General features: G+C 58.9%; 9 protein-coding genes and 1 tRNA gene. 6 read left to right on the top strand and 4 right to left on the bottom strand.

What is annotated here, in order from left to right; translation table 11 throughout:
- Positions 1-73 precede the first annotated feature (73 nt).
- Positions 74-1,591 (bottom strand): AlkA N-terminal domain-containing protein, encoded by a 1,518-nt coding sequence (locus VMU57_RS08065; protein WP_325382246.1) that lies wholly within the window; start codon positions 1,589-1,591, stop codon positions 74-76.
- A gap of 51 nt (positions 1,592-1,642) precedes the next feature.
- A complete protein-coding gene (locus VMU57_RS08060) occupies positions 1,643-4,924 on the bottom strand; it encodes a family 78 glycoside hydrolase catalytic domain (protein ID WP_325382244.1) in 3,282 nt (1,093 codons plus the stop codon).
- A gap of 222 nt (positions 4,925-5,146) precedes the next feature.
- Between VMU57_RS08060 and VMU57_RS08055 the strand changes: the two genes are divergently transcribed.
- Positions 5,147-7,285 carry a beta-galactosidase gene (locus VMU57_RS08055; RefSeq protein WP_325382242.1) on the top strand — a complete coding sequence of 713 codons (2,139 nt, stop codon included), beginning with the start codon at positions 5,147-5,149 and terminating at the stop codon, positions 7,283-7,285.
- An 80-nt stretch (positions 7,286-7,365) separates the two neighbouring features.
- Here the strand turns inward: VMU57_RS08055 and VMU57_RS08050 are convergent.
- Positions 7,366-7,442 (bottom strand) — tRNA-Val (locus VMU57_RS08050).
- A gap of 81 nt (positions 7,443-7,523) precedes the next feature.
- Here VMU57_RS08050 and VMU57_RS08045 point away from each other — a divergent pair.
- The 5 genes from VMU57_RS08045 (at position 7,524) to VMU57_RS08025 (ending at position 11,348) form a co-directional block, all read left to right on the top strand.
- Positions 7,524-8,096, top strand: a complete 573-nt coding sequence (locus VMU57_RS08045; RefSeq protein ID WP_325382248.1) for a CDP-alcohol phosphatidyltransferase family protein — start codon at positions 7,524-7,526, stop codon at positions 8,094-8,096.
- 364 nt (positions 8,097-8,460) lie between these two features.
- Complete coding sequence (locus VMU57_RS08040; RefSeq protein WP_325382240.1) at positions 8,461-8,928, top strand: Rrf2 family transcriptional regulator; 468 nt, start codon at positions 8,461-8,463, stop codon at positions 8,926-8,928.
- Positions 8,929-9,044: 116 nt separating this feature from the next.
- Positions 9,045-10,259, top strand: coding sequence for an IscS subfamily cysteine desulfurase (locus VMU57_RS08035; protein ID WP_349255562.1), 1,215 nt, complete (start codon positions 9,045-9,047; stop codon positions 10,257-10,259).
- A 50-nt stretch (positions 10,260-10,309) separates the two neighbouring features.
- Positions 10,310-10,729: a Fe-S cluster assembly scaffold IscU gene (gene iscU / locus VMU57_RS08030; RefSeq protein ID WP_325382236.1), complete on the top strand. Its 420-nt coding sequence runs from the start codon at positions 10,310-10,312 to the stop codon at positions 10,727-10,729.
- 121 nt (positions 10,730-10,850) lie between these two features.
- Entirely contained in the window at positions 10,851-11,348 is a 498-nt protein-coding gene (locus VMU57_RS08025) for an iron-sulfur cluster assembly accessory protein (RefSeq protein ID WP_325382234.1), read from the top strand.
- A gap of 20 nt (positions 11,349-11,368) precedes the next feature.
- Here the strand turns inward: VMU57_RS08025 and VMU57_RS08020 are convergent, their stop codons facing one another.
- Complete coding sequence (locus VMU57_RS08020; protein ID WP_325382232.1) at positions 11,369-12,103, bottom strand: DUF6624 domain-containing protein; 735 nt, start codon at positions 12,101-12,103, stop codon at positions 11,369-11,371.
- Positions 12,104-12,111: the final 8 nt, after the last annotated feature.

Raw genomic sequence — 12,111 nt, 5'->3', positions numbered from 1 at the left:
TACCTCTTCGATACACAGCCTAACTCTGCTCTGTTGCCGCACACACTCCGTAAATGAACTTCAAATTCGAAGCTCAATCCGAGGGATTCTTATCTGATTGCCGTCTCGTTGGCATCAGAACCGGATCGATCGCCCAGAGATGTTGCGCAGCGTATGCCCTCCACGGCCGCCATGACTCCGCCTGACGGAGCAGACTCATGACATTCGGTCGACTTCCCTCTCCGAGTGCGGCAGCACCGCGGAGCAAGCCGATATCCGACGATGGAAAGGCATCCATCTCGCGAATAGCACGGAGAGCGATGTAATGCGCCGTCCATTCGCCGACGCCTCGAATTGTTTTTAGCCGCTCGACGGTCTCTTCGAGAGTGCCGAACGGGCTGAAGAGATTGGGATCCGCCACAGCCGCTTGTGCTATCGCCTTCAAAGCTTTCTGGCGCGCCCCCGGCACTCGCAGGCCGACCTCCGGCGCTGTGGCCAGCCGCTTCGCCGTGGGAAAGACACGCGTCAGGGCGGCATGGCCCACGTATTCCTTCGATACTGGCTTGCCGTGAAGCTCAACCAGTCTTCCTGCAAGGCCGCGCGCGGCAATGACGCTGATCTGCTGGCCGAGGATGGCTCGGATTGCTAACTCGAAGCCGTCCCAACCACCGGGCGCACGCAGTCCACGGCGCCGACTGACCAAAGGCTTCAAGAGAGGATCGCTGCTCAAGTGAGCCTCGATGGTCTCGATGTCTGCTCCCGTGTCGAACTGGCGCCTTACACGAGCCACGATGGCAGGCAGGGACTTCACGTTGGGGAATCGGATGGTGACGCCGAGGCTCTGCCGCTCCGGTATATTCCAGACTGCGATGCTTCCGGACTGCCCGCCCACCTCGACGGTTCGCAGGTAACGATTGTTCTCCACGACCTCAACGCCGGGGATGGCCCGGGTCTCGAAGAACTTGAGGATCGATTCCCAATCGTACGGAGGCCGGTATCGAATTCGCAGCGTTACACCCGCCTTCGCAGCTTCAGGAGCGGTAGAGGACTTGCGTCGGAGTGCGCTGGGAGGGCGGTGAAATAAAACTTGAAATGTCTCGTTGAATCGCCGTGTGCTGCCGAAGCCTGCAGCCGACGCGACTTCGCCCATCGACATGCGCGTCTCATGGATGAGTTGCTTGGCAAAGAGAACGCGTCGCGTCTGTGCCACCGAGATCGGCGAGGCTCCCAGATGCTGAAGGAACAAGCGTCGAAGCTGGCGTTCTCCCACCCCGAGGCGCTCCGCCAGTCTCTCAACGCTTGCAGCATCGCCGTCGAGCGCACCTTCCGCGATCAGCGCGAGCGCGCGGGAGACGGTGTTCGACGTGCCCCGCCAGGAGGCCATATCGGGAGCAGTCTCAGGGCGGCAGCGCAGACACGGACGAAATCCGGCAACCTGCGCCGCTGCCGCCGATCCAAAGAACCGGCAGTTCTCAAATTTCGCGGTACGCGCCGGACAGACGGGGCGGCAATAGATCCCGGTCGATGTGACGCCGACAAAGATCAGCCCATCAAAACGGGCGTCCCGGCTTTGCAACGCGCGATAACAGACGACTTTATCGGGCAGCTTCATGGCTCAATCCTCTCACGCAGAATGAGAGGAATTAGCGGTTTTCGGACATGGTCACTTGAGCGAGTTCTGCGGATTCCTCAGTTTCACGTCGAAGTGGTAAGTGCCCGCGGCGAGTTCGTAGGAAGTGACGTCACTGCCTTTGGCCAGCGTCTTGACCAACGGGCTGCTTGAGAGTGGCTTGCCGTCAATCCTGTAGGTCGCCGCCTCTGCATCCGACAGCGGCAACCGTGCGCTTGTGTTCGGCGGAATGGTGACGCTCCACGCTGCACTGCCGTCGTTCACCGTCCATTGCGAGTGGACGGCACCATAGCGGGACTCGTAGGAGAAGTCCATCGAGCCGAGGCGCGCGTCGAAGTCCGGATGAAGGACAATCGTGTGCAGACCGGCGTCGGTAGGTGTGGCATCGATGCCTGCGGCGTAGCGATACAACCACTCCCCGACGGCGCCATAGGCGTAGTGATTGAAGGAGTTCATGCCGGGATCGGAGATCATCTTGTCTCCGTTCCACCGCTCCCACATCGTCGTCGCGCCGTGATCGATCATGTAGCCCCACGACGGATATTGCGTATTGAGCAGCAGCCGGTAAGCGACATCGGCGTGACCGGAGTCACTGAGTTCTTCCATAAGGTACGGTGTCCCGAGAAACCCGGTGCCCAGCTTCCAGCCGTTCGCTTGAATCAAGTTGACCAGCCGCGTGGCAGCAGTGGCGCGCAGGTTTTGCGGCAACAGCCCCATGTGCAGCGCGAGAACATAGCCGGTCTGGGTCTCGACCGGTCCCGTGCTATGGCTACTACCTCCGGCGTCGGCCATCGAGTTCGCCTTGATCTCCCCACCGACAAATCCATCGGGACGAATGTAGGCCTGAATGAAGGCGGCCTTGATCTTTTCAAACAAGGCAGCGTATCTCTGCTCGTCCTCGGTTTTGCCGACAGCGTGGGCCATCTGCTGCATCAACGAGACATCGTAGGCCCAATAGGCTGTTGCCACAAGCTCCTGCGAGGTAGGCCCCGTGGGAGAGAGCCAATCGCCAAAAGGAATTCCGCCATTGTTCTTCCAGATGTAATCCGGGTTGGCAGCGAGAATTGCAGCGAGATACTTCGACATGCCATCCCAGTTCTGCTGGATGATCTTCTGGTCGCCGTTCTGTATCCACGACGTCCACGGAACGATCACGCCGGCGTCGCTCCAACCGGGGCCATAGCCGGGATTTTCCTTGGCCGTTCCCGGTGCATAGATGCCATACATCGCCGTTCCAGACTGGGTGCCGCGCAGGTCGGCTGCATATTTACGCGAGAAGGCGGTGAGGTCCATGTTGAAGGTTGCCGTGCGCCAGAAGACCTGTGCGTCGGCGGCCCATCCCAGGCGCTCGTCCCGCTGCGGGCAATCGGTTGGCACGCTGAGGAAGTTGGAGCGTTGGCCCCAGAGAATGTTGCTCCAAAGCTGGTTGACCATCGGGTTGCCGGTCTTCATCTGGGTGGTGAACGGCGCGTTGGTATTGAGTGACACAGCCTCGACGGAGCTGAGGCTGGGGGCCTCGGGCAAACCCGATATCTCCATGTAGCGGAAGCCGTGGAAGGTAAAGGTGGGCTGGTATTCTTCCGTTCCTTTTCCGTCCAGGATGAAATGGTCGGTGGCCTTGGCGTTTCTCAGGTTCTCCACATAGAGCGTGCCGTCCGGATTCAGCAATTCGCCGAAGCGCAGCTGAACGTTGGTCCCAGCCTTCCCTTGTACGTGGATGCGGGGAACTCCGGCGAAGTTCTGGCCGAAATCATAGATATAGGTGCCTGGTTTGGGCGTCTTCACCGATTTCGGATGGAGAAGGTCGGTAACGCGAATCGGCTGAAAGGACTGCCATGCGATATTGGGTTCCTGCGGATCGACCAGCGAGACAGTATGCCACTTGGCATCTGAAAACGCGGCCGTGTTCCACCCCTGCTGCTGCCGCCGAGCGTCGTAGGTTTCGCCGTTATAGATCTCCGCCGAGAGGATCGGCGAGATATCGGCCTTCCACGACTGGTCGGTCGCGATCCAGTCCACGCTGCCATCGGTGTAGGCGATCCTAAGCTGCGCCTTCAAAGCGGTCGGCGTACTGCCATAGTTGTTACCCTGGCCAATCCATTCAAGAGGCGTGGTATACCAGCCCGGAGCAAGGTAGGCCCCGATCGCGTTCTCTCCCTTTTTCATGAGCGTCGTCACATCGTAGTCCTGATAGGTCACGCGCTCGCGGTAATCCGTCCAGCCCGGGGCGAGAACCTCATCGCCAACCGGTTTTCCGTTCAGGCTGAATTTGTACGCTCCCAGCGCCGTAGCATAGAGCCGTGCTGACGCCACCTGCCTGGTCAGCCGAAAGTTGTGCCTCAAGGTCGCGACGGCCGCAGTCGGCAGCGGATCTCCGAGCTTGTCCTGTCCGCCGAAGGCATCCTTCTCCGGAGCATACGCAACTGCATGTGACCAGCCGGCATCGTCGTAGCTTTCGGTTTGCCAGTCGCCGGATGCATTGAATTTGGTCTTCCACTCCGGGGCGCCGGTATGGAGCACCTTGCTGCTGCCGTCCGCCATCTCGATATAGAGGGCCGCGTTCATGGGAGTCTGGCCGTGATCACCGGCACTGAACCGCGTCACCTCGATGGCGAGGAGGATCTCGCCCGCATGCAACTCGTGGATGTTGTCCACTCGGGTGTAGCTCTTCCAGGGAGTGCGCCCCCATGCCGGTTGTGTCTGCGGCTTTAGAATCTGGACTCCACCGATCCATGCTGCCGCCGTGTCTTCACCCGTGACGTAGAGAACCGCCCGCTTTACTTTGGCTGGCACATCGAACTTCAGACGAAAGTCATGTCGCGACGGTCCTTTTCCCTCATCGCCGGAGATCGCCGGATTTGTGATCCATTCGGCATGCGCGGCGCGCAGGCTCGCCTGTTCGGCGTCTTCATAGCCAATCCACTTCGCCACCCAGTTTGCCTGGTCGAGCAGGCCTGTCTCCCACCAGCTCTCTGCGCTGGCAGGATAGGCTTTGCCGTTCCTGTCCCATGCCTGAACCCGCCAATAGTAGCGGGTCTCGGGCAGTAGCTGCGGGCCGCCGTAGGCCACATCCACGGTGTGGTCCGACTTGACGCGGCCGCTGTCCCAGATGTCAGGGTGATCGCCCGCCAGCAGCTTGGGTGTGCTCGCGACAAGAATCCGGTACGCTGTCTGCTTTGCGCCGATGCGCCCATCCTGCAGCTTCCACGAGAGAAGCGGCGTCTTCGTGTCATCGCCAAGAGGCGTTACGAGCGAGTCGCACTCAAGCGCTGTTGGCTTGCCGGCATCGACGCGCGCATGCTGTTTATCAGCCATGGCAAGGTGCGTGGATGCAAGAAGAAGAGCGGCACAAACAAATCGCGTTCTAATGATAAACAGTTTCATCCGGTCGTAGCCTTGAGTGGATTGGACAAGCACTGGCCATTCTACGGGAAGAAGAAATACTCGCGGATTTTACCCGTTCCGCTTGCCAGCCGAGGCCGCTTTCTCTGCCAATGGTTGGCGATGGTATAAATTGGGCCGGAGGAAATACATCAAGTGAACCGTCGGAACTTCATCACCACCGCAGGCGCAGCCATTGCTTCCTTGACCCTCGCACAGCGCAGTCCTGCTCTTTCGCGGGCCTCCCTTGAAAACGTTTCCTCCGAACTCCTCCTCTTCGGTACGGACTACTATCCCGATCAAACCCCGGAGAGCTTATGGGAGCAGGACGCCGCCGCCATGGCCGCGACCGGCATCACCAATGTCCGCATTGCGGAGTTCGCCTGGGCGCTCATGGAGCCCAGCGAAGGTTCCTTCGACTTCAGCTGGCTCGAGCGCGCCGTCAAAATCCTCAACGCTCACGGCATCGCCATCATCCTTGGAACACCCTCCGCCGCTCCTCCAAACTGGCTCAGCCAGAAGTACCCTGAAGTCCTTGAGGTCAACGACCACGGCGTCACGCTGAACACCGGCGCTCGACGCTTCACCTGCCCTAGCAACAAGACCTATCGCCGTCTCTCGCTCGCCATCGCCACACACATGGCCAACACCTTCGCCTCCACTCCAGGCATCGTCGGCTGGCAGATCGACAATGAACTCACGCTCGGAGAATCGGCCCGCTGCTATTGCCGCTCGTGCCGCGAAGGGTTCCAGCAGTGGCTCCGCGACAGATACCATTCGCTCGACGCCATCAACCAAGCCTGGGGCACTGCCTTCTGGAGCAACATCTACACCGACTTCACCCAGATCCCGGTTCCGCTTTCCTCTGGCGCACCGCCTAATCCCGGTCTCGTGCTCGACTACGACCGCTACCAGTCCGCCGCCAACGTGTCTTTCCAGCAGGAGCAGCTCACCATGCTCCGCAGCGTCTGCCCGAGACACTTCATCACCACCAACAACGTGGCCGGTCTCGCCGACACGATCAACGCGCGTGACCTCTATCGCAATCTCGACTTCGTCGCCTCCGACAACTACCCCGGCTTCTTCGCGGTCATGATGGACAACTCCGGCACCTCGGCCTCGCCCGAGGCCGTTACCTCCATTGCCGCCTTCGGCCACGACTTCTCACGCTGCGCCAAGAATGGCAAACCCTTCCTCATCATGGAAGAGCAGACCGGAAAATCCGGGCAGCCCACCTTCTGTCCCCAGCCCGAACCCGGTCAGGTTCGCCTCTGGTCCTATCAGGCCGTAGCCCATGGAGCCATGGGCATCAACTACTTTCGCTGGGACACAGCCACCGCAGGCGCCGAGGAGTACTGGCACGGCATGCTTCGCCACGATCGATCGCACAGCCCGGCCTTCGATGAGATCCAGCAGACCCTCAAGGAGCTGAAATCGCTCGGCCGCGAGCACCTCAATGCGTCCTATGTCGCCGACCTTGCGCTTTGCTTCGACTACAACTCCGACTGGGCGCTCGCGATCCAACCCGGCCAGCCCAAGCTCAAATACTCGGCAGAAGCGCTCGCATGGTATGGCTGTATCTCCGCCTCCCACGCAGGCATCGATATCGTCGATGCAACTGGCGACCTCTCTGCCTACAAGGTCCTCTTCGCCCCTGCCATGTATATCGTTACGGCGGAGCAGGCGGATCGCATCCGGGCCTTCGTTCAGGCTGGGGGAACCTTCGTCTCCGGCTTCCGTCTTGGCGTCAAAGATCAGCACAGCCGCATCGTCGAAACTCCACTGCCTGGCCTGCTGCGCGATGTGATGGGAGTCGAACTCATCGACTACCAACCCATCTATTCGGAAAAGCAAGGGGTCGCCTTCACCGGCTCCCTCGCAGGCCCGGACGCAGACTGCCACATCTGGGCCGACATCCTCGACCCTAAAAAGGCTGAAGTGCTCGCCACCTACACCGGCCACCACTACAACGGCAAAGCCGCCATCACCTCAAACACCTTCGGCAAAGGCAAAGCCATCTATGTTGGCGCTCATCTCGACCCTGCCGACCTCGCCCGGGTGCTTCTCACTTTGATCGCAGCCAGCGGAGTCAAAAGCCCCATCCAGGCACCTCGGGGGGTTGAGGTCACCTCGCGCCGCTCAGCCCGCGGAACTCTCACTTACCTGCTGAACCACACTTCCACGCCGCAATCCGTCCCGATCAGCGGCCAATTCAAGGACATTGTCACCGGTACGGCATATTCCGGCACGGTTTCACTCACCCCTTATGGCGTTCGCGTCCTTCAATCTGCCTGACGAGTCCTGAAATAAAGCTGGCGCGGAGAGGGAAAACACGAATGCGCGGAGCATAATGTCCGCGCAAGTGATTGAAACTATGGTAGGCACGAGGAGACTCGAACTCCTGACCTCTACCGTGTCAAGGTAGCGCTCTAACCAACTGAGCTACGCGCCTGAATGCGTTTTTTTAGTCTAAATGGAGTGAGACGGTTAGGGCAACCACGGGCTTGATATAGGCTAAGATTGATTGACCAACGTGCCATTTTTGAAGCAATTTCGCGCCGCCCCGAACCTGCTCACGATGTTGCGGCTGTTCATTATCCCTTTTCTAATCATAGAGATCATGGATGCGCAGTACGCTGGGGCGTTGGCTTTGTTTGTTTTGGCCGGGATCAGCGACGCTCTGGATGGCCTGTTGGCGCGGTGGTTGAGCCAGAAAACTACGCTCGGGCAGTATCTTGACCCCATTGCCGATAAATTATTGCTAAGTACTTTATTTGTCGTATTTACGCATGTTGGCCTGATGCCGCGCTACGTCACGGTTCTGGTTTTCAGCCGGGACCTGGGGATTCTGCTGATTGCCACACTGCTGTTTGCTACCGGAACTTTGCGGGATTTTAGGCCGAGCTGGTTTGGCAAACTAAACACGCTGATGCAGATCATTGCGTTGCTCTCAGTGCTTTGCCAGAAGGTCTTTGCGTGGCATCATCTGGCGGCGATGCGAGATGGATTGCTTGAGATCATCGCAGTAATGGCGCCTCTCTCGGCGGCGCAGTACGCCTGGATCGTCTTCCGACGTATGAATGCGCAGCAGCCTACCACGGTCTAGTCTTCCTGGTCGTCGGCTGGGGTTTCATCGCCGGTTTCGGCCTCTTCGATGGCTATATCGCTAAACTCTGCAGAATCAAATACTTCTCCGCAGCTTTGGCATTCGACAAATTCGGCATCGTCCTCACGGGCGACGACTTTGACAATGGGATGTTTGCACTTTGGGGTCATGAATGGAGAGAGCGAATGGTATGGATTCTGCCCGTCTCGAAGCGGCTTGTCAAGACAACTTTCTGTGATTCTCGGTAAAAAGTGTGGCCTCCTGCGCCGACCTCCTCGCGGTAACACCGGTTGCATGGCGTACGTTGTGGACGTACACTATCTAGGACTGGAATTGTCGGTATTCTGTCTGAGAGCAAGGTGCGATGCTTCGTCTGACCAAAAAAGCGGATTACGGTCTGATGGCCCTGAAGTATCTGGCCGAACAGGCGAATGGCACGGCGCACAGCGCCAAGGACATCGCGGAGGCGTATCATATCCCCCCGCAACTGCTGGCGAAGATTCTGCAGACGCTGGCCAAGGGCGGACTTCTGGTCTCCCATGCGGGTACGAACGGCGGATATGCGCTGGCGCGGCCTGCCGCCGACATATCGGCTTTTGAGGTGATTCGCACCATCGACGGGCCGCTTTTCATTACCAGCTGCATTACGATTCACGGAGCTTGCGACCTGACGAGCACTTGCACCATCAAAGAACCACTACGCAAGGTGAACGACAGTATCAAAGAGTTACTGAGCGGCATCCACATCGCAGACCTGGTTGAAGCAGCAGACGGAGAGCAGTCCGAAACAGGCGCTCCGGTGGGCGGCGGGTTGGTGAGCATCGCAATTTAGGGTCGAGACAAGCACGGCGGCAGTACAACCAGATTTTAGAGACAAGAAAGATGAGCAACGATATGAGCGATAACGGGATGATAGTTACAGAGTCTGCGACACCGCTGCCGGCGGGCGTGCATCTGCCGATCTACATGGACAACCATGCGACCACGCCGCTGGACCCCCGAATTCTGGAGGCGATGATGCCTTACTTTGGGGCAAAGTTCGGCAATGCGGCCAGCCGCAACCACTCGTTCGGCTGGGAAGCTGAACAGGCGGTGGACAAGGCGCGCGAACAGATCGCCAAGCTGATCGGCGCGACCTCCAAGGAGATTATCTTCACCAGCGGCGCGACCGAGTCGAACAACCTTGCGCTGAAGGGCATCGCCGAGATGTACCGCGAGCGCGGCAACCACATCATCACCCAGGTCACGGAGCACAAGGCGATTCTGGACACCTGCAAGAAGCTGGAGAAGCAGGGCTTCCGTGTGACCTATCTGCCAGTGCAGGCGGACGGCCTGATCGACCTCGAAGATCTGAAGCGGGCGATGGATGACAAGACCATCCTGGTCTCGATCATGTATGCGAATAACGAGATTGGCGTCATCCAGCCCATCGCCGAAATTGGCAAGCTGTGCCACGAGAAGGGCGTCATCTTCCACACCGACGCGGTGCAGGCTGTGGGCAAGGTTCCGGTCAACGTGATTGCAGACAACATCGATGTGCTTTCGCTCTCGGGCCACAAGATCTATGGGCCGAAGGGTGTAGGCGCGCTGTATGTTCGCCGCCGCAACCCCCGCGTGCAGATCTCAGAGCAGGTCAACGGCGGCGGCCATGAGCGCGGCATGCGTTCGGGCACGCTGAACGTTCCCGGCATTGTTGGCCTGGGCGCAGCCTGCGAGATCTGCAGCAACGAGATGGAAGCCGAAGCCAAGCGTGAGATGGAGCTTCGCGACTACCTCAGGGCGAAGTTCGAGAAAGCGCTCGACTACATTCATGTGAACGGCAATATGGAGCACCATCTGCCGGGCAACCTCAACATGAGCTTCGTTCATGTCGAGGGCGAGAGCCTGCTGATGGGAATCAACGACATCGCGGTTTCTTCCGGTTCGGCCTGCACCTCGGCGACACTTGAGCCATCTTATGTATTGAAGGCTTTGGGACTCGGCGACGATGTGGCGCACAGCTCGATCCGGTTTGGGCTTGGACGCTTCAACACCAAGGCTGAAGTGGATTACGTTTCGGACAAGGTGATTGACGTGGTATCGAAGCTGCGCGAACTTTCTCCCCTGTACGAGATGGTGAAAGAAGGCATCGACCTTACCAAGATTGAATGGGCGGCGCACTAAGGCGCTGGCTCATCGAGTAGAAATTAGAAACAAGCTAGAAGGAGAATGACATGGCATACAGCGATAAGGTAATTGACCACTACAACAATCCGCGGAACGTTGGACAGATGGACAAGACTTCGGACGAGGTTGGTACCGGGCTCGTCGGCGCGCCGGAGTGCGGTGACGTCATGCGTCTGCAGATTCGCGTAAACCCAGAGACACAGGTGATCGAAGACGCGAAGTTCAAGACCTTCGGTTGCGGTTCGGCGATTGCCTCTTCTTCGCTCGCTACAGAGTGGGTGAAGGGCAAAACGGTTGCCGAGGCGCTTACGATTACGAATACGGACATCGTGAAGGAGCTGGCGCTTCCTCCGGTCAAGATTCACTGCTCGGTTCTTGCAGAAGATGCGATCCGTGCGGCGATTGGCGACTGGAAGAAGAAGAACAACGTCGCTGAGACAGCGACTGCGACGGCTGCGGCTCACTAGTTACAAAGCAAGGCGCGACCGCGGATCAGTGCGGATGAGCGCGGATTTAAAGACCAGGACCTACTTGTTCTTATCCGTGTCATCCGTGAACATCCGTGGTCGTGTTGTTAGGGAGTACATCATGGCGTTGGTAGGTTTACACACCGAGACGAGCAGGAGCGCGCAGAGAGAAGCCCCGGCTGGTCCGGCGAAAGACCCGCTGGCTGGGATGACGGTGCTGACGGCCGAAGGGCAGGAGCCTGCGCAAAAGGGCATCCAAATTACCGAGAAGGCGCTGAAGCGGATTCGCGTTGCCATGGCGAAGGAAGGCGTATCGCCGGAGCAGGGTGGCCTGCGGGTTGGCATTCAGGGTGGTGGCTGCTCTGGCCTGAGCTACAACATCCGGTTCGATTCACAGCCGCGTGAACGCGACCGCGTGTATTCGTTCGGCGCCGGTCTCGAGACGGTGAACGATCCGACAAATGGCGCTCCGATTCGCCTCTTCGTGGACCCCAAGAGCTTTATCTACCTGCACGGCATGGTACTGGACTATGAAGAGTCGCTGATGCGGCAGGGATTCAACTTCATCAACCCGAACTCGACCAAGAGTTGCGGGTGCGGGTCGAGCTTTACCGCTTAGTGAACTCTGTAGTTCTCTTTCTAATCCTCTTTTGCTGCCGGTGGCGTTGCGCTGACGATGGCATTGCCCGCCTTCACCTGATAGATCTGCGACAGCATCTGCTTGTAGAAATCCATCGGCGGCAGCAACGCTCGCGCTCGTATGCGATCAAGGCCGCCCGGGTCTTCGACGCCGTACATTGCCATCTCTCCGTTGACGAATTTGAACTGGGTGCCGTAGCGCTGTAACTTCCCTTCCGATACCAGCTCCTTATCGACCACGAGAGCGAGGCTGGAAGCATCGATCCTGCTGGCATCGGCGAGTTGTTCGAGCTGCGGCAAAAGCTTCGCCTGCCAGGCGTGATCGGCACTGTGCGTGAGGACGAGCATGGCTCCGTTGGAGGCTTCGATGCCGACCAGCGAGATGGTCGGCCAGCCCTTCTGCTCGACGATCTGCTTCAGCTCCTGCGTAAGCTCGGCGTCTGTCGCTGGCATCTTCGCGAGCATGTCAGGCGTCATGCCGGAGACTTGTTTGCCACCAGCAAAACCACGTACTGACTGATCTTTATCGCGCATGACGAGCAGCTGGCTGCGCAGAGCGGCGTCGGTGCCGGGACCGTTCTGCTGGATGAGCTGTTCGCGGCGGGCCTTGATGGCTGCCTGCCAGGAGGACTCCGATTCGGCGGTGGGCGTCTTCGATGCTTGCTGTGCTGGCAGTGAGGCAGGAAGTGCAACAAGAATGGCGGCGAGGAGCATAAGGAGAGACTTCGAGGGCATTGCCGTAT

It is taken from the genome of Edaphobacter sp. (assembly GCF_035532915.1).
Classification (GTDB): Bacteria; Acidobacteriota; Terriglobia; order Terriglobales; family Acidobacteriaceae; genus Edaphobacter.
This window is presented reverse-complemented; position numbering and strand designations above follow the sequence as displayed.

Excerpts from the sequence above, each read along its gene's own strand:
- VMU57_RS08065 (WP_325382246.1), bottom strand. The coding sequence starts at position 1,591 with ATGAAGCTGCCCGATAAAGTCGTCTGTTATCGCGCGTTGCAAAGCCGG.
- VMU57_RS08060 (WP_325382244.1), bottom strand. The coding sequence starts at position 4,924 with ATGGCTGATAAACAGCATGCGCGCGTCGATGCCGGCAAGCCAACAGCG.
- VMU57_RS08040 (WP_325382240.1), top strand. The coding sequence starts at position 8,461 with ATGCTTCGTCTGACCAAAAAAGCGGATTACGGTCTGATGGCCCTGAAG.
- iscU (WP_325382236.1), top strand. The coding sequence starts at position 10,310 with ATGGCATACAGCGATAAGGTAATTGACCACTACAACAATCCGCGGAAC.
- VMU57_RS08025 (WP_325382234.1), top strand. The coding sequence starts at position 10,851 with ATGGCGTTGGTAGGTTTACACACCGAGACGAGCAGGAGCGCGCAGAGA.
- VMU57_RS08020 (WP_325382232.1), bottom strand. The coding sequence starts at position 12,103 with ATGCCCTCGAAGTCTCTCCTTATGCTCCTCGCCGCCATTCTTGTTGCA.